General features: G+C 34.0%; 18 protein-coding genes. 7 read left to right on the top strand and 11 right to left on the bottom strand.

All coding sequences use genetic code 11. The features are described 5' to 3' along the window. Nucleotides 1-36 precede the first annotated feature (36 nt). The 10 genes from AB2B44_RS03535 to AB2B44_RS03490 form a co-directional block, all read right to left on the bottom strand. The gene (locus AB2B44_RS03535; protein WP_369048170.1) at nt 37-441 is read right to left on the bottom strand and encodes an acyl-CoA thioesterase; all 405 of its coding nucleotides are present in this window, start codon (nt 439-441) and stop codon (nt 37-39) included. 26 nt (nt 442-467) lie between these two features. Beyond that, entirely contained in the window at nt 468-2,039 is a 1,572-nt protein-coding gene (locus tag AB2B44_RS03530) for a phytoene desaturase family protein (RefSeq protein WP_369048169.1), read from the bottom strand. An 11-nt stretch (nt 2,040-2,050) separates the two neighbouring features. Then, the gene (locus AB2B44_RS03525) at nt 2,051-3,586 is read right to left on the bottom strand and encodes an indolepyruvate oxidoreductase subunit beta family protein (protein WP_369048168.1); all 1,536 of its coding nucleotides are present in this window, start codon (nt 3,584-3,586) and stop codon (nt 2,051-2,053) included. Further along, a complete protein-coding gene (locus AB2B44_RS03520; protein WP_369048167.1) occupies nt 3,587-5,740 on the bottom strand; it encodes a thiamine pyrophosphate-dependent enzyme in 2,154 nt (717 codons plus the stop codon). A 111-nt stretch (nt 5,741-5,851) separates the two neighbouring features. Continuing rightward, nucleotides 5,852-6,613, bottom strand: coding sequence for a cyclase family protein (locus AB2B44_RS03515; protein WP_369048166.1), 762 nt, complete (start codon nt 6,611-6,613; stop codon nt 5,852-5,854). Nucleotides 6,614-6,678: 65 nt separating this feature from the next. Next, on the bottom strand, nt 6,679-8,988 hold the full coding sequence (locus AB2B44_RS03510) for an FAD-dependent monooxygenase (protein WP_369048165.1): 2,310 nt from the start codon (nt 8,986-8,988) through the stop codon (nt 6,679-6,681). Continuing rightward, nucleotides 8,985-9,461: a flavin reductase family protein gene (locus tag AB2B44_RS03505; protein ID WP_369048164.1), complete on the bottom strand. Its 477-nt coding sequence runs from the start codon at nt 9,459-9,461 to the stop codon at nt 8,985-8,987. The genes AB2B44_RS03510 and AB2B44_RS03505 overlap by 4 nt, the downstream gene beginning before the upstream one ends. Nucleotides 9,462-9,471: 10 nt before the next feature. Beyond that, entirely contained in the window at nt 9,472-10,716 is a 1,245-nt protein-coding gene (locus tag AB2B44_RS03500; protein ID WP_369048163.1) for a styrene monooxygenase/indole monooxygenase family protein, read from the bottom strand. 148 nt (nt 10,717-10,864) lie between these two features. Next, the gene (locus tag AB2B44_RS03495) at nt 10,865-11,017 is read right to left on the bottom strand and encodes a VOC family protein (protein ID WP_369048162.1); all 153 of its coding nucleotides are present in this window, start codon (nt 11,015-11,017) and stop codon (nt 10,865-10,867) included. An 8-nt stretch (nt 11,018-11,025) separates the two neighbouring features. After that, entirely contained in the window at nt 11,026-11,811 is a 786-nt protein-coding gene (locus tag AB2B44_RS03490; protein ID WP_369048161.1) for an SDR family oxidoreductase, read from the bottom strand. Between the two features lie 287 nt (nt 11,812-12,098). Between AB2B44_RS03490 and AB2B44_RS03485 the strand changes: the two genes are divergently transcribed. From AB2B44_RS03485 to AB2B44_RS03465, 5 genes are read left to right on the top strand one after another with little or no spacing between them, the layout of a single operon-like run. After that, nucleotides 12,099-13,061, top strand: coding sequence for a carbon-nitrogen hydrolase family protein (locus AB2B44_RS03485; RefSeq protein WP_369048160.1), 963 nt, complete (start codon nt 12,099-12,101; stop codon nt 13,059-13,061). Between the two features lie 20 nt (nt 13,062-13,081). Continuing rightward, complete coding sequence (locus AB2B44_RS03480) at nt 13,082-14,194, top strand: cupin domain-containing protein (RefSeq protein WP_369048159.1); 1,113 nt, start codon at nt 13,082-13,084, stop codon at nt 14,192-14,194. Between the two features lie 13 nt (nt 14,195-14,207). Then, nucleotides 14,208-15,119: a fumarylacetoacetate hydrolase family protein gene (locus tag AB2B44_RS03475; protein ID WP_369048158.1), complete on the top strand. Its 912-nt coding sequence runs from the start codon at nt 14,208-14,210 to the stop codon at nt 15,117-15,119. 2 nt (nt 15,120-15,121) lie between these two features. Further along, a complete protein-coding gene (locus AB2B44_RS03470) occupies nt 15,122-15,880 on the top strand; it encodes an Asp/Glu racemase (RefSeq protein WP_369048157.1) in 759 nt (252 codons plus the stop codon). Between the two features lie 26 nt (nt 15,881-15,906). Beyond that, nucleotides 15,907-16,692, top strand: coding sequence for an IclR family transcriptional regulator (locus AB2B44_RS03465; protein WP_369048156.1), 786 nt, complete (start codon nt 15,907-15,909; stop codon nt 16,690-16,692). A gap of 32 nt (nt 16,693-16,724) precedes the next feature. On the opposite strand, the gene AB2B44_RS03460 is transcribed toward AB2B44_RS03465, so the two are convergent. Then, entirely contained in the window at nt 16,725-17,318 is a 594-nt protein-coding gene (locus AB2B44_RS03460) for a riboflavin synthase (protein WP_369048155.1), read from the bottom strand. A 59-nt stretch (nt 17,319-17,377) separates the two neighbouring features. Here AB2B44_RS03460 and pdxA point away from each other — a divergent pair, with 59 nt between their 5' ends. Next, complete coding sequence (gene pdxA / locus AB2B44_RS03455; protein ID WP_369048154.1) at nt 17,378-18,421, top strand: 4-hydroxythreonine-4-phosphate dehydrogenase PdxA; 1,044 nt, start codon at nt 17,378-17,380, stop codon at nt 18,419-18,421. Between the two features lie 74 nt (nt 18,422-18,495). After that, nucleotides 18,496-19,035: a DUF177 domain-containing protein gene (locus AB2B44_RS03450; protein ID WP_369048153.1), complete on the top strand. Its 540-nt coding sequence runs from the start codon at nt 18,496-18,498 to the stop codon at nt 19,033-19,035. Nucleotide 19,036: the final 1 nt, after the last annotated feature.

Genomic DNA, 19,036 nt, shown 5'->3' with positions numbered 1-19,036 from the left:
AATTTATTAAGTATTTAGGTATTATAAAGATATTTTTTATCTCAAAAAAGGTTCCATTTTACTACGTAATTCACCCCAGTTTTTAGGCTTAATTCCTTTTGCTGTTAGATTTACAAAAACAATTGTTCCTTCTCCTTCTAACACAATACGCTCATCAACTTTAAAGTGATATTCATAAGTGCATGATGAGTCTCCTAATTTTTTAATCCATAATGATTTAGTTAGTATCTGTCCCATTTTTGCAGGAGACTTAAATTGTGTTTTAATATCTACTGTAGGTATACCGCTATTATTGTGCATTTCTTCAAACGGAAAGTTTAAAGATTCTCTAAACCAATCCTCGACCAAACCATTTAACATTGTAAAAAAACGAGGATAAAATACAATGCCAGCAGCATCGCAGTGTTCAAAACGTACTAATTGTTCTTTTGTGAAAAGCATTATTTATTTTTTATAAAATATAGTGTTTATTTTAAATGTTGTGCAATTAAAAAACCAGCACCTCCTCCTAGACCGGGTCCTGGATGCGTAGAAGCACCGCTGTGATATAGGTTTTTAATAGGTGTTGTATGATTTTTAGTTGATTTTAAAGGTCTAAATACAAGATATTGTTCTATTTCGCATAGTCCTCCATAAGGGTCACCATTTACTAAATTGATGTTTAACTGACTCAAATCTTTCGGTGAAATTACTTTACGGGCAATGGTTGCTGATTTTATATTACTAATATAGTCACTAATTCTATGAATGATTTTATCAGCGTAGGCTTCTCTTAATTCTTCAGTCCATTCACCTTTACACAAGTGCGATAACTCACCTGATGAATCTGCTTTTGGGAAATTTGGACATTCAGGTAATTGAATCCAAAGTACATGCTTGCCATCTGTAGCCCTGCTTGGGTCGGTTGCTGTAGGCTGCCCAATGGCAATAGTACATTTTGCTGGCAATTCTTGGTTTTTTGCTTGTGTGCAAGCTTCAGCAACATCGTTAATTCCGTCAGATAAATGTGCATAAGTTACTTTTGATAAATTTTTATCATACCATTTAGGAGCTTCATTCATTATTATATGAATTTGCATGTTTCCCATGCCATACTTGTAGTTATTGGCGTCTTCACTTACTTTTTTAGGAATCTTGGTTGAAAACTTTAACAATCGCCCATATAACTGTGTTGGGGTAATACTTGCGACTACATTTTTAGCATTGTATGTTTTTATACCTGTTTTTACACCAGAAACAGTTGCGTTTGTGTTGACTAATATTTCCTCTACATCTTGTTCAAGTTGTATTTCTCCTCCATTTTTTTCAATGATATTTTTAAAAGCCTCCACAATTTTATAACTTCCGCCTTTTACCATTGGCAAACCAACCAACTCTATAGTAAATGCTACAATTTTTGCCATTGTTGCCGAAAACGGACTATCAGGTGATAACCCTGTATGTAATACCCAAGGAGCTAAAGTAGCTTGTAATTCTTTTCCATTAAAGTGTTTTGGCAAATCGTTTCTAACATTTGATGTAAATGCACCCACTTTGTCAAGAGTGTCTTTTATACCTGTTTTCCAGACGTATTTAACTATGTATTTAGCCATTGAAAATGTTACTAGTTCTTTACCTAGAAATGAAAATAAAAAATCAGCATTTTGCTCAATAAATCCTATTTCATCTCTAAATTTATCACCATCTTTACTGCTTAAATTATTATAGTCTGCTCTATTTTTTTCTCTGTCTGTTTTTATGAGAGCATAACTTTTGTCTGATAAAATAGTACCAGTTGGTGTTTCTGTTGTGCAAAATTCAATACCTTCGGCATCTAGGTCTACTTTTAATTCGTTATAGGCAGGTGAGGTTACAAATAACGGATACGCAGTAGACAGGGTGTCGATTATACAGCCCTCAATTTCTTCACTACGAATACATCCTCCTAAAAATTTACTTCGTTCTATAATCAATACTTTTTTGCCAGATTTTGCTAATATAGTAGCGCAAACCAAATTATTGATTCCTCCCCCTATAAATATAGTGTGATATGTATTCATGTTTATTATTTTTAACCTAGTTCTTCTATCAGTTTTTTTGTTTCTGCGGTGTTGTGATTTTGCAAAGCATACGAAATAATATGACTTATATTTTCATCAATATTAGGTATGTTACTATTTTCAATAGCATATTTATTAATCATTGCAAATTTTGAATGTCCGCGTTCATAAGTATCACCATATCCTTTTTTAAGCCTATATGAATTTGCCAACTCAACAGCTAAATTATAATTTATAGTTACAACTTGTTTCATTCTTTCAATCCAACTATTTATGTTTTCCATTTCTTCATGATGGCGTAATGTTTTTAAACGCCAGCCGCGTAATCCTCCCATAGTATAGAGCATAATAAAGTTGAAAAAACGTGTTGAGTGCATTCGTCTATCTTTATCGAGATATTTGTTGTAACGGTTCCTCCATTTTTCGCTTTTTGCAAGTCGTTTTCCTAGTTTAACGGGTAAAAAGCCTGTTACTTCTTCAAAACCAGGATGCAAATAATCTAAGGTATTAACAATCTCATCATCTTTTGCTCCTACTTGCTGGTAAACTTCTTTTTGGCGAGATTTTCTAGTTTTTTCATCAGCTACAAATATTAAATCATCATAAGCCATACCAGTGGCTAAATATCTTGCTACTTGCTGACTTAATTTGTACCCTTTTTCAGGGGAGTCTACCTTAATAAAATCTTTTACTTTTTCTAGATAGTCTTTAGCGTATTTTAAACTCTGAAAATCGATTAAGTGATTTGCACCATACCAAGCAATATCTTGTACTTCTTTAGGGATCGTTTTTTTAATATCGAATATTATTTCATTTAATTTTTCTGATTCAGAGCTGTAGGGTATTTTCTCAAATTGAGCAGGCTGTAAATCGGCATTATAAGGTTTAGGTTGCGCAATAAAATCTGTTACATATTGATAGGCCTCATTAAAAGAATTAACGCTTTGTTTAATTCCTTTTCCTCCAGATTGAATAACTTTTATATAATCTTCTTTTTTAAACGGAAGGGTATTACTTGCTGCTAATGCTCCAAACAAACTTGAAGAAATAATACTACCATTTTTGGTGGCAATTAATTTTAGGTTTCCAAAAAGGCTCTTTTTAGCATATTTATCGGTCATTTCAAAGATTTTTTCACCATCGGCAATACCATCTCCTGCATTTTCTTTTTCACGAATAGCTAAATTTCTATTGGTAGAAAAAATCATAGTTGTTTTTTTAGAAACAAAGCCTCTTTGTATAGACCGACCTGCTTCCATTAATTCTGTGGCCATTAAAATATCAACATCTTGTGGCGCGGGCATTTGAGAAAGTATGGGTGTAGTTAATTTGCCATCTTTTTGTAGTTTTTTTAACGGAAATAATTCAATATAATAAACTGTTGCGCCAGTACGTTGTGCAACGCCTGCAATGTAAGTATATTGTGCCCAGTATCCATTATCTTCTGCTAGTTTGGTAATCCATCCGGTTAATACACCTCCACCATCACCGCCAACTGCTAGTAATGCTATTTTTATAGGTTCAGTTGGTTTATAAGTAATTTTCATTTATGCTAATTGTCTTTTGTGTTCTCTACGATTTTGTAAAAATGTAAATATTCTTTTTTTAATTTTATGTTTTATCTTTTCATAACTAGAAGGGTTTTTAACCACTTGCGCTTTGTAAAATGAAGGGCATAGTACAGCGGCTTCTGCTACTTCACCACAATTGCCACATGCAACACATGATTGATCAATGGTAGCAATTGGGTCTTCCCGCAAAGGGTTTTTACTATAGGTTAGAGTTAAAGAGGGACAGCCCGATAAGCGCATGCAGGCATGGTCGCCGGTACAAACTTTAGAATCAACCCCAAACTTCTCATTAACAACACGCTTTTTAGCTTCTAAATTTTTCTTTTTTTCTTTCTTATCTCTACGTTGCTTATTAAGCATACATTCTGATTGAGCAATAATAACCTTTGGGCCTTCTTCTTTTTTGGTTAATGCTTTGGTAATTGTTTTTACCATTTTATCGACATTATAGGTATTGTCAATAAAATCAATATGTTTTACTCCAACACCTCTTACAGCTGTTTCTATTGGGTTGTTAATTTTTCGTAAAATATTGTTGAATCGAGATGAAGGAACGTCTTGACCTCCTGTAGCAGCAGCATAGTTATTATCAACAATAATAGTTAATCCATCACTTTTATTAAATACAGCATTTGAAATACCAGAATTTAATCCGTTATGCCAAAAACCACCATCGCCCATAATTGAGATAACACGTTTTTGATCTTTATCGTTATTGTTGTTCATGTTAAATGCAGATGCAGATGCCGCACCTAAACCATATCCCATAGTAGTTGCACCTACGTTAAACGGAGGTAAAATGGAAAATAAATGACAACCAATGTCAGCTGAAATATGATAGTCTCCTAAATTTTCTTGAACCAATTTTAATGCAGCAAAAATAGGCCTTTCAGGACATCCTGTACAGAATCCAGCGGGACGAACAGGAACAGATTCAGCTAATTGCTTAGTATCTTCCTTTGTAATAGGAATTATTCCTTCGGGAGGTTGAAACTCAACTTTATTGTCGTATAAATTGAAGAATTTAGTTAAACCTTCTTCAATTTTTCCAATAGTATAGTCACCAGCTATTGGTAGTATATCTTTGCCGTGTAATTCAGTATTTGATTTGTTTTTAAATAATTGTAAACCAATGCTTTGTTCTATATAGTTTGGTTGTCCTTCTTCAATCATTAAAACAGCTCGTTTTCCAGAGCAAAACTTAATAACTTCATCTTCTACCACAGGGTAAGTAACATTCATTACATATATCGGTACTTTTACATTTCCTAAATGGTCAGATAACCCAAAACGTACTAACGCTCTGTTTAAATTATTAAATAATGCACCTTGTACAATAATGCCAATATCTTCACGCTCACCATTTAAAAATTCATTCATTTTATTGTCTTTAATGAATTTTATGGCGTTAGGCAAACGGCGATTTATTTTGTCTTGTTCTTGTTTAAATGACGCAGGTGGTAGTACAATTCTATCTACATCTCTAATAGGGTTGTTAAGTGCATCCGCTAAGGTGTATTTAGGTTTTTTATTGTCTTTTGCTACAAATTGACCATACATGTGGCAAGAACGTACACGTAATTCTAAAAATACGGGTGTATTACTAGCTTCAGAAAGCTCAAAAGCTAATTCGGTAAATTTTGCAATATTCTCTAAACTTGGTCGTGGGTCAATTAACCACATTTGTGATTTCATAGCAAATGCATGTGTACGCTCTTGCATAATACTAGAGCCTTCACCATAATCTTCACCAATAATAATAACCGTTCCACCTGTTACTCCAGATGAAGATAGGTTTGATAAAGCGTCTGAAGCTACATTTGTACCTACTGTTGATTTCCACGTTACAGCACCGCGAACAGGGTACATTACCGATGCTGATAACATTGCGGCTGCACCTGCTTCGGATGCACTATTTTCAAAATACACACCTAGTTCTTTTAAAAGGGGATCGGCATCTGCAAATACATCCATTAAATGAGAAATAGGAGAGCCTTGATAGCCACCAACATAACCAACACCACATTCTAATAGAGCTTTGGTAACGGCTAAAATACCTTCGCCATAAAATATTTCGCCTTTACCTATTCTTAATTTTTCTACTTCGTGTTTAAAACTTCTTTCTGCCATGATTTACTAAAAATAATATATTTTTATTTTTTTTCTAAGATTTTATTTTTTTGCCTTTTGAGAAAAATTGTGTTTTTACTCGGTAATTTTTTTACCTGTTTATTATTATGCTTAAGGTATCATTGCTAATACCCTAAGTGGGCTGCCAGAACCATGTTCAATCTTTAAGGGTGCTGCTATTATTACAGCTCCTTTGGCAGGTAATTTATCTAAATTCTTTAAACATTGTAGACCATATTTGCCAGCACCGTGCATTAGTGTATGGCAAGGTAATGGCATTTCCCATGTAAACGACATTCCAGAGTCGGTATTGATAGTCTCCACTCCAAATCCCATCACGTCTTTAGAAATTAGATATTCTACGGCTTCTTTAGAGGGTCCCGGGGTATGTGCTAATCCATCTTCTTGAATATTCATAAATTCAGAACCTAAGCCTCTTTTATACCAATCAGTTCGGAATAAAACCCATGAACCAGATTCAATCTCGCCATTTTCTTTTTCCCATTTTTGAATAAATTCGGGGGTTAAAACAAACTCAGGAGTCTTTGCTACTTCTTTAGAACAATCAATTACACATGCGGGTGCAATAAAATTGTCGACAGGTATAGTGTCTACTGAATTATTAGGATAATCTTTGCCCGTAACCCAGTGGGCAGGGGCATCAAAATGCGTACCTGTATGTTCGCAACAAGAGAAATTATTCCAATACCAAGCATTGCCCCCCGCTTCATCATATTCTGATATTTTAGTGATCTTAAATGGCGCACCTTGTCCAAATTCGGGAGGTAGCTGTAAGGTTGGGAATGATTCATTCAAGGTATGAGATAAATCAACGATTTTACTGCCTTTTAAGGCTTCTTGTATATTTACCATGATAATATAATTTTAAAATTAATTCTTCAACTTATCTACATTCATTATAGAATACTGCCTTTATGTTATTTATTTTGATGCGACTTTGGTTTTAGCTTTCGTTTCATATCTTCAAACTCCTCTCTATCCTTGCGCGATTTGATATAGTATAATTCAGCACCAGCCCAATAAGGTTGAGGAATTCCTGCCTGCTCCCAATTGCCAGTATTGTATTGTTCGTATGCCTTACTTTGCAACACAAAGTATGGGTTGATTAACAATGTTCTACCCAAGGCTACCAAATCAGCGCGGTGATTGAGAAGCACTGTATTTACTTGGTCTATGGTTTCTATTCTACCTGTGGTTATTACAGGTATATCTATACTATTTTTAATCCATTCAGAATAGGGTGTTTGCCACATTCTACCCATGCGAGGATTTTGATTAGGAACCGTGTTGCCTGTGTTGACATCAATCATGGCGACGCCTAATGCTTTTAATTGAAGGGATACATACTCTACATCTTCTTTGGTAATGCCGCCTTCGCTCCAGTCTTCAACATTCAGTTTAACAATCAGCGGTGTCTCTCCAATATTTTTAATAATATCGGTAACTACTTCTAATGGGTACTTAGCTCTATTTTCTATAGCTCCACCAAAATCATCTTTGCGTTGGTTGGTTAAAGGAGATAAGAACGATGCCAATAAAAATCCATTGTGCATTTGTAACTCAATCACATCAAAACCTGCCTTAACACCACGTTTGGCAGCATCTACAAATTGTGTTTTAATATTCTCCATATCCTTGACATCCATGGCTTTTGGTGTAGGAAAACCAGTCTTAAATGGAATGGCATCCGCCGATATTAGGTCCCATCCGCCAGATGTCAGGGGTTCATTAAATTGATAAGGCTTAACTGCACCCTTTCTACCTGCGTGACCAATTTCAATACCTATTTTTGAATCGGTATTGGCATGGATAAAATCAGTGATTTTCTTCCATTCTGCCACTTGGGCATCATTCCAAATACCATAATCTTTTGGGGTAAGGCGAGCTTCGGGCGATATGGCTGCCATACCTGTAAATAACAACCCTACACCGCCAACTGCTCGTGAAGAATAGTGTACCAAATCCCAATCGGATGGCATACCGTCTTCAGAATTGTATTGCCCCATTGAGCTCATTACAACTCTGTTTGGTAATGCTACATTTCCAATAGAATAAGGTGTAAATGCTGGTGGTGTGTTTAAATCTTTAGAACCTGCTTTTTTGTTGAAGTTTTTAATAATTCTATCGGCATAAGCTTTATCTCTACGGGCTTGATTTTCAATAGTAATTTTCTTACTACGCGACATAGTACTGAAACTGAAAGTGTCGAAATCTAATTTCATATGTCTATCTATGTTTTCAAACCATTGTAACGAAACATCGGCAGCATGTTGAATCATGTCAACAATATTTCGGCGTGTGTTTACATATTTATCAAATGCTTTTTGAATATTGTTTGGGTTTTCTACAACAGCGTCTGATAAGCCAATAGCACAATCCATGGCTAATTTTGTACCAGAACCAATAGAATAATGTGCTGTTGCTTTTGCATCACCTAATATAACAATATTTTTATAATGCCAATTTTTATTATAAACATGAGGAAAACTTCTCCACCAAGAACGATTGGTAATTAAATCGTGACCATCTAATTCTTCTTTAAAAAGTTCTTTCAATATTGCAACAGATGTTTCTTCGTTTTTTTCTTCAAAACCTGCTTTTTCGTAAGTTTCAGGAGAGCACTCAAAAATCCATGTGCTTTTACCTTTTTCATACTGATAAGTATGGGCGCAGAATGCACCGTATTTAGTATTCTTAAAAAAGTAAGTAAAAGCATCTAAAGGTCTTGTTGAGCCACACCAGATAAAACGATTTTTCATCATAGTGACTTCTGTGCCAAGCTCTTTTTCGTATTGTTTGCGTATACCTGAATTAATACCATCTGCAGCAACAATAATATCACTATTTGAAAATTGAGAGAGGTCATCAATTCGTGTTTCAAAATGAAGGTTAATGCCTTCTTCTTTGCAACGTTGTTGCAGTAATAATAATAGTGTTTTTCTTGAGCATCCACAGAAGCCATTACCTTCAATTCTAACTGCTTCGCCGTCTCTTACAACGTCTAAATCGTCCCAATATGCAAAACTATTTCTTATTAGTTCATAAGAGCGTTCATCGTATGATAAAAACTCACTTAATGTTTCGTCAGAAAACACCACGCCAAAACCAAAAGCATCATCGGGTTTGTTTTGCTCATAGATATCAATTTGAGCATTTGGTATTCGTTTTTTAGTTAGAATGGAAAAATATAAACCTCCAGGACCACCACCTATAACTGTAATTTTCATTGTTTATGATTGATTTTTTTATAATTTCCTTTATAAAATAATAAAGGGGTATTTTTATCATTAGTACCGTGCTCTAGCACTTCTCCTATAAAAATGGTGTGATCACCTTCTTTGTGTTTTGAAACCACTTTTGCCAAAAAATAGGCATGATTGTCAGTTAGGTATGGTATTCCGTTACTTTCACTAAATTCAATTTGAAGATCAGGATTATGTTTACCAGCAAAATGGTTACTAATATTTTCTTGGTTATGATCTAAAATACTCACTCCAAAAACATTTGACCGCATTATCGTTTCATGCATATTCTGTTTTAGACCTATAGAAACGGCAATGAGTGGTGGTTCTAATGATACTGACATAAAGCCATTTGCAGTCATACCCGAAATATTATCATTAAACTTTGAAGTTATTACTGTAATACCAGTTGCAAAGGCACCGCATGAATTTCTAAATTTTATTTTTTCTTCAGACATATTTATATATTTAACTAACTTGAGCTTTTTCTTTTATTAAATTATTAGCCTTTTCTTCATCTAACCACCAAGGGAAAAACTTAGTGGGGTCACTAAAGTTATCTGCGATGGTGTCAGCTAAAGAAGGTATCTGACCTGCAGCTCCTAACACATTTAATACGTATGGTGGTGGTGGACCTAATAGCGTATTGGTCCATAGCGTTACTAACTCGGCATACTTCCAATATTCATCAAATGTTTTTTGCATCCAAGTCTCGTCATATTCTTTGTCTTTGTTGGCGATGATAGAATCTAGGTATATTTTAGAACATTTTGATGCATTGTTAGATCCTTGTCCTGTGATAGGATCATTTACCACTACTACATCGGCTATACCTAATACTTTTCTTCCTGAAGGTAGTGTAGCTACAGGCTTTCTTACCGTAGGAGGAAATCTGCCTGCTAGTATACCGTTGTCGTCCGTAAGTTGAATATCTTTGATTCTATGAGCTTCCCATGGAGCAAAAGTTTCTACTATCCATTTACTTTTTGCAAGGTGTTCTTCAGGTGTTTTTACGTCTCCCCAACAATCCATTGGTCCACCTGGCACTCCTTCAAATACCATTATTTCACAATATCCTGTTGTAGTTAATGCTGGAAACACAAAGTATTCGCCTACGGTAGGTATCAGATTAAAACGCACCCCTGGGTTTTTGTTTGGTTTCATACCAGTTACATAGGTAAGTCCTAATGCACGCATAGGCTTATCATACATGCATTTTTCATCATCTCTTTCAAACATTCTTACAATATCTCCTTTACCTGCAGCAACGATGGTAAGATCATAATCTGCCGATAACTTATCTATATATTGAACATCAGCGTCATGAATGATAAGATTTCCGCCTAATTTTTCAAATTCTTTCATCCATCTTGGAAACTTCACACGTTGGTCTATCGATAGACCAATAGCTTTACCAGAGGTTAAATTACCTACCCAGTTTATAGCTGTCTCTGAGGGGTTTTCAGGATTGGCTACAGCTAATCCAACCGAATGACCTTGTAAATTTTCATCATCTCCCCAAAACTCAATACCTAAGTCACGCTCATTTTGTAAAGCCATATCAAACATATATTGACTAGATGAAATTCTGCCTTTTTCAACCTCTTCGGCAGTTCTATTTGTTACTATGGTTACATCAAAGCCAGCTTTGACTAAACCTATACCTGTTTGAAGGCCCGATTGTCCAGCCCCAATAATTAGTATTTTTTTCATTACTGTTATTTTAAATTATTAACTATTTTTTATTTAAGATTTAAACTATTATATCCATTTGGATAATGATCTGTTGGTTTTAGGCTTTTCTAAAACTTTCTGCCTCATCTATTCTTTTTCTATATTTATAAATTGAGGAAACCCTGAATTAAAGAATTGACCACCATGGGCTCAATCCATATAATTCTTCGGCACCAAATGCTTCACAATAGAATCTGCTTGCTTCATTTAAATTAGGAACGATTAATCCAGTGTGATCAATGTGCAGAAATATTGGTAACTCTGTTTGTGTTTTTTTCATGATCCTAATTATTTAGCTAATAATGGAAATAATGGGGTGTGCCCTTCGGGTCCCATTGCGCTATAACCTCCATCAACAACTGTTTCGCAGCCAGTCATGTAAGATGCAGCACTAGAAGCTACAAATGCTACAGTATTAGCTACCTCTTCGCCATCCGCAACTCTATTCATTAAATTATAAGGTTCAGATACTTTATTTGCGTGAGCTCTGTCGTCTCCTGTCAATCCTTCAAACGGATCAGACCAAATATGTCCTAAGCGTATCATGTTGACACGAATCTTATCTTGGGCATATTCTACAGCTTGTGTCTTGGTTAAATGCAGCATAGCTGCTTTAGAAACGGGATAGGCCCAGCGTTCTATATGTGGGAATACCCCTGATACAGAACCTATATTAATTATATTGCCTTTTGAAGCTTTTAGGTGTGGTCTTGCCATTTCACCTAATATAGCAACAGATACAGCATTTATATTTAAGGTTTGCAACCAAACTTCGCGTGTGGTTTTAGCACCCTCGTCTCCATATGAACATGCATTGTTTATAAGTACATCTATTTTGCCAAACGCTTCAATCGTTTTCTCGATTAAGTTTTTGCAATCTTCGTCTACACCAATGTCGGTTTTAATATATAGTGCATTTTTACCTAGTGATGCTTCTGCTTTTTTGCCTTTTTCGGGAGATCTAGCTGCAATTGCAACTTTACAGCCTAAATCGATTAGTTTTTTACTAATCTCCAAGCCAATAGAGGCTGCGCCACCTGTAATAATGCATACTTTATCTTTTAAGTGTATCATAGGTATAAAAGTTTTTAAGATTTTTAAATTGTATCTCTAATATTAATAAATATGACACGAATATATATATTATTTCAGTAATATTAAAATAAATTCATCAATAATGTAAAAAAAATATTTTTTATAACAGATAATTTATCACCTAAAAGCCATTTAAATATCTAATAAACAAGTAGTTATGTTTTTTAAAATAAAACTTATAATATTTTTAGAAAAATAATAAAAAATTAAAATTCGTAAATATTGAATTATTTTTCATATTTTTGAACTGTAAAATAATTTATGATATGCGAGAAATGAAAAAATTTAAAGTAGCTGCAGTACAAACTAGTCCTGTTTTTTTTAATGTTGAGGCTACTGTAGAAAAAGCCTGTAAAATTATAAGAGAAGTGTCTTCAAATGGTGCGAAGTTAGTTGCTTTTCCAGAAGTTTTTGTGTGTGCATATCCGTATTGGAATTGGATTCTTAACCCAGTACAAGGTAGTAAGTGGTTTAAAGAGTTGTATTTGAACTCTGTGTTTGTTGATGATAAAGAATTAAGACCTTTGTTTGAAACGGCTAGAGAGTGTGGTTGTAATGTTGTTATAGGAGTGAATGAAAAAGACCCTATAAAAGCGGGGGTTTTGTATAATACTAACCTAATTATTTCTGATAAAGGAGAGTTGATGGGTAAACACAGAAAATTAGTTCCCACTTGGGCAGAGAAGTTAACATGGACGGGAGGTGATGGTTCTTCTTTAAAAGTGTATGATACTTCAGTGGGGCCGTTAGGAACTTTAGCATGTGGTGAAAATACGAATACATTAGCAAGATTTACGCTTTTAGCGCAAGGTGAATTAGTTCATATAGCTAATTATATAGGGTTGCCGGTAGCACCAACTACTTATAATATGTCTGAGGCTATTAAAATTAGAGCAGCAGCACATTCTTTTGAAGGAAAGCTTTTTACAATTGTGTCGTGCTCGACAATTTCAGAAGAAATTATACAATTTTTTGAAAAGGAGGCTCCAGATTGTAGGGAGTTGTTTGAAAGGAAGAATAGTACATTTACAGGTTTTTTAGATCCAAATGGGCAAGTTATAGGAGATTCATTAATTGATGATGACGGAATAGTATATGCAGATATTGATTTAACAGAATGTATTCAGCCAAAGCAAATGCATGATATTATTGGGCATTATAATCGTTTCGATATTTTTGATTTAAGAGTAAATAACAAACCTATTAAAGCAATAAATTTTAAAGAATAATTTAAACAAATATATTTATTATGGAAAATAAAAGCAATGATATATACGGAAGATCTCGTGTAAAAAATACTGATGAGCTGGATAAATATTATTCAGATTTACAATCTATGGATACAGGTGCTTTATGGACAGTAGCTAATGATATAGAGCCTTGGGAGCCACACACTATCTCTGCACCTATGTTTTGGGATTATGAGAAGTTAAGACCATATGTTTTAGAAGCAGCACGATTAGTAACCCCTGGCGAGGCTGGTAGACGTGTTGTGTATCTTCAGAATAAGAATAGAATTAAGGAAAAAGCGGCTGTAGGTTGGTTGTATGCAGGGGTTCAAATAACGCAGCCAGGTGAGTTTACACCAGCACATAGACACGTTGCCGCAGCTTTACGTTTTATAATGGAGGGGTCAAAAGGCTATACTATTGTAGATGGTAATAAAATTGATTTAGAAGCTAGAGATTTTGTAATTACTCCCAATGGAGTGTGGCATGAACATGGGGTTGCTAAAGATGGAGAAACATGTATTTGGATGGACGGTTTAGACATACCACTTGCTAATGCTCTGGAGGCAAATGATTATGGCGTTTTAGCTGAAGAAACGGGAGGGCAAGAAGAGGTAGTGCCAAGAAATTATTCGCCTAATAGGTATTCTGAAGCAGGTGTAATTCCAATGGATAAAAAATGGGATAAACCGTATTCTCCGATGTTTCGTTATCCTTGGAAAACAACACAAAAAGCTTTACAAAACATGGCAAAGGTTAGTGAGCCTTGTGAGTTTGATGGTTATTTAATGCGTTATTCAAACCCTTTAACAGGAGGTCACCCAATGCAAACAATGGGAGCAAGTATGCAAATGTTGCCACCTAAAATGCATACTAAAGCTCACAAACATACAGGTTCATTTATGTTTCAAGTAGCTATGGGGAAAGGTGCTGTAATTATTAATGGGAAAAGATATGATTTCAAAGAAAAAGATATGTTTTGTATCCCTTCTTGGTTGTATCATGAGTTTGTTAACACATCTGAAACAGAAGAGTTATACCTATTCAATTTTAATGATTTGCCAACCATTGAAAAATTAGATTATTATCAAGAAAAAGAACATCCTGAAGGACATCAAAAAATAACATCATAAATAAAATTAGACAATGAAATTAGTAAGTTATAGAGAGAATATAGAAGCTGAAATTAGACTAGGAATCGTTCATCAAAACCTAATTATTGATATGGAATTATTAGGTGAAAGTATTAAGTTAGATTTGCCTTCTACAATGTTAGAGTTTATTGATATGGGATCAATTGCTGTAAAGGCTGTAGCAGAAAAATTAAAAACAATTGAAACATATTTATTAGCAGGAATTAGTATTCCGTATGCAAATGCAATTATTACTGCTCCAATTCCAAGACCAAGAAAGAATATCTTTGGGATAGGTTTAAATTATACCGAACATGTAGCTGAATCAGCTCGCTCGTTAGACACCTCTAAAGAATTACCTCAAAAATGTGTAATTTTTGCAAAACCACCTACTGCTGTAATTGGTCCAAACGATTCGATTAAACATATTGCTAATATAACTCAACAGATGGATTGGGAAGGTGAGTTAGCTGTTGTTATGGGCAAAAGAGCACAGCAGGTTGATAAAAAAGATGCATTAGATTATGTTTTTGGTTACACAATTATTAATGATATTAGTGCTAGAGATTGTCGCCGTTCTGGGCAATGGATTGTTTCTAAAGGGCAAGATACTTATGCGCCAATGGGACCCTGTGTTATTACTGCAGATGAACTTACAAATCCGCATGACTTACAAATAATAACAAAAGTAAATGGTGTCGAAAAGCAAAATGGAAATACAAAGTATATGCTATTTAATGTAAATGCTATTATTGAAGATATTAGTGAAGGAATGACTTTAGAGCCAGGAGATATTATAGCTACAGGAACTCCTGCAGGTGTTGGTGCGGGTAGAGAGCCACAAGAATGGATGATTCCAGGAGATACTGTTGAAGTTTCAATCGAAAAAATAGGGACTTTACGTAATTATATTGTTAAAGGGTAGTTATGAGTAAGAAAAAACTATACAGAATAGGTCAAATAGTACCGAGTTCTAACGTAACGATGGAAACAGAAATTCCTGCAATGTTTAGAAATCGAGAAGATATTTTGCCAGAACGATTTACGTTTCATTCTGCTAGAATGAGAATGAAAAAAGTAACGAAAGAAGAATTAGCAGCTATGGATGCTGCTTCTGATGTTTGTGCTACTGAGCTTTCAGATGCACAAGTTGATGTGATGGGATACGCTTGTTTAGTAGCAATTATGGCTATGGGTAAGGGATATCATTGCGTTTCACAAGATAGATTACATCAAAAAACAGTTGAAAATGGTTTTCCTACACCTATAGTAACTAGTGCAGGAGCTTTAGTTGAAGGTTTAACAGCATTAGGGGTTAAAAATATTGCTGTAATAGCTCCATATATGAAGCCTCTTACAAAAATGGTAGTTGATTATATTGAAGATCAAGATTTTGTAGTTAAAGATTATATTGCTTTAGAGGTTGCAGATAATTTAGAAGTGGCAGCATTAAACCCAGAAAATTTAAAATCAATTTATAAAGATTTAAATCTTGATGGTGTTGAAGCTATTGTTTTGTCTGCTTGTGTGCAAATGCCTTCATTACCTTCGGTTCAAGCCGTTCAAGATGAAGTAGGAATACCAGTAATTACAGCAGCAATTTGTACAACTTATAAAATGTTAAAAGAGCTTAATCTAGAGGCAAAAGTTCCAAATGCAGGAGCTTTGCTGTCTGGTAAGTACTAAATCTGTATATTTGCCAACATATTTTTATGGAAAAAGTGAAGAAAAAAAACGGAATACAATCCATTAATGTTGGTTTTTCAATTTTAGATGTGCTTCTAAAATCACCTAAACCACTACCTTTAAAAGAGATTTCAGAAAGTAGTGGTTTGTCTCCGAGTAAGATACACTCTTATTTAGTGAGTTTTTTAAACTTAGGTATTGTAGAACAAAACACAAGTACTGGGTTTTATAGTTTAGGTAATTATTGCTTAAAATTAGGGTTAGGATATTTAGACCAGGTAAGATTAATGGCTGTTTGTAAGCCAGTAATGGAAGAATTAGCACATGATTTAGGTCATACCGTTTTTTTAGGGGTTTGGGGTAATAGAGGTCCTACAATTATTAATAGAGTTGATGGAGCTTTTAGTCAAACTATTTTTGATTTGCGTATTGGTAGCGTATTACCGTTGTTAACTTCTGCTTTAGGTAAAAATTTTTCAGCTTATTTACCAGAAACTATTATAAACCCTATGTTAATTGAAGAGATTCAATTAAATGGAAACAACTCTAATTTTCCTAATGGTTTAGCTGATATTCAAGAAATGTTAAAGAACATAAGGGAAAAAGGAATAAGTCAAAGTCGCGGAGGTATTTTGTCTGATTATACAGCTATTTCAGTACCTATCTTTGATTTTTCTAGCACAATAATTGCTGGGTTAACGATTATGGGGAGAATAAATAGATTAGATGATAGAGATGATGGAAATGCTTCAAAACTATTAAAAGAAGCAGGTAGAAAAATATCTATAGACAGGGGTTTTACTGAAGACTAAAGTTGTTGTTTTACGTCAAATTTAAAAATTGTTTAAAACAACTCAGGTTTTGTTAATCGTGCCACATATTTTCCGATTACATCAAATTCTAAATTTACCCGAGTATTCATTTTTACATGTTTAAAAGTTGTATGTGCTAAAGTAAAAGGAATAATAGCAACGCTAAATTCATTTTTTTTCGATTCTACCACCGTTAAACTCACACCATTTATTGTAATTGAACCTTTTTCAATCGTTATATTGTTTTTTGTGGGTAAATAGCTAAAAGTAAAAACCGTACTTCCTTTTTCAAATGTAATATTTGTACACACGCCTACTTGATCTACATGCCCTTGAACAATGTGCCCATCTAATCGGTCACCTAATGCCATTGCTCGCTCAAGATTTACCTCATCTTCTACTTGCCAATCACCAATAGCTGTTTTTGCAATAGTTTCTTTAATTGCGGTAACAATATATTCGTCGTTTTCGATAGAAACTACAGATAAACAAATACCATTATGAGCAACACTTTGATTAATTTTTAATGATGGAGCGATTGTGCTTTTAATAGTAAGGTGTAAATTTTCTTTATCTTTATCTATATTTGTTATAACCCCAAGGGTTTCAATAATTCCCGTAAACATATCATTAAATTTTAGTTACTTTTGTAGTATTCAAAAGTAAGAATAATACAAATGTAATAATGGATAAATCAGATAAAATTATTGTAGGTATTTCTTTAGGCGACTTAAACGGAATAGGTATTGAAATTATTTTAAAAACATTTCAAGATAAACGAATGTTAGAATTTTGTACCCCTGTATTATTTGGTTCAAGCAAAGTGGTTTCGTATCATAAAAAAATTCTCGGAATAGAAACACCTATTAATGGAGTTACAAATATTGCACAACTAAGTAATAATAAGGTTAATTTATTAAATATTTGGAAAGAAGAAGTGCCTATTGAGCTAGGTAAGGCTACTAAAATTGCTGGTGAATATGCGGCTAAGTCGCTAATTTCATCTGTTACCCATTTAAAAGAAAATAAAATTGACGTATTACTTACCGCACCAATTAATAAAGAAACTATTCAATCTAAAAATTTTAATTTCCCCGGGCATACCGAATTTTTAAAAGCAAATTTAGAAGGAGATAGTTTAATGATTTTGATGGCAAATAAATTACGAGTTGGTTTAATAACAGGGCATATTCCTATTGCTAAGGTAGCAACAACGATAACGCCTAAACTAATTAAAGAAAAAGTGGCAATTATGCATACAGCTTTGGTTCAAGATTTTGGAATAAATAAACCCAAAATTGCAATTTTAGGGCTAAACCCTCATAACGGAGATAACGGTGTAATAGGTAACGAAGAAAATGAAATGATAACCCCAACGATTAATCAAATTAAAGAAACTGGTAAATTAGTTTTTGGCCCTTACGCTGCAGATGGGTTTTTTGGGTCTGAAACCTACAAACAATTCGACGGAATTTTAGCAATGTATCACGATCAAGGTTTAGCTCCATTTAAAAGTTTGGCTTTTGGAAATGGTGTAAATTACACAGCTGGTTTAACTGAAATTAGAACCTCTCCTGATCATGGTACAGGGTTTGATATTGCGGGTAAAAATCTTGCAAACCCAACTTCGTTTAAAGAAGCTTTGTTTGCAGCAATAAATATTTTTAAAACAAGAAAAGAATACAAAGAGCTAACAAAAAAACCATTAGTTGCTAAAAAAGTTGTATAAAACACTTTTTTAAAGTAAAAAGTTGTATAAAAACATTTTTTTGTATCTTTGCGCCCTCAATTTGATAATTGGTAATGAAAGACTTAAAACAATTCAACATCCCTTTTGTAGGATTAAAAGAAAAGGATTATACATTTCAATATCAAATTGACCTTACGTTCTTTAAAGCATTTGATTACACCGAATTCGAAAATTCAGACGTAAATGTTACACTAACGCTAACAAAAAAAAGCACTTTAATGGAGCTTTATTTTGTAGCTGATGGAACCGTTACCCTTCCATGTGACCTTACCAATGAGCTTTACGACCAAAAAATAGAGGCAACGTTATCTTTGGTGGTAAAATTTGGACCTGAATTTAATGATGATAATGAAGAAATTTTAATACTTCCTTATGACGCTTATCAAATTAATGTGGCGCAATACATTTATGAAATGATTGTGCTAGCAGTACCAGCAAAAAGGATAAGCCCTAAAATAGCAGAAGGTAAAACAGATTCGGTTGCTTTAGAAAAATTAAAAGAATTAGAAGTAAACAACAAAAAAAAGGGAGCAAAACAACCCGACCCAAGATGGGATAAATTAAAGGATTTATTAACAGATAAAAAGACATAAA

The sequence above is a fragment of the Tenacibaculum sp. UWU-22 genome, assembly GCF_041021355.1.
Classification (GTDB): domain Bacteria; phylum Bacteroidota; class Bacteroidia; order Flavobacteriales; family Flavobacteriaceae; genus Polaribacter.
This window is presented reverse-complemented; position numbering and strand designations above follow the sequence as displayed.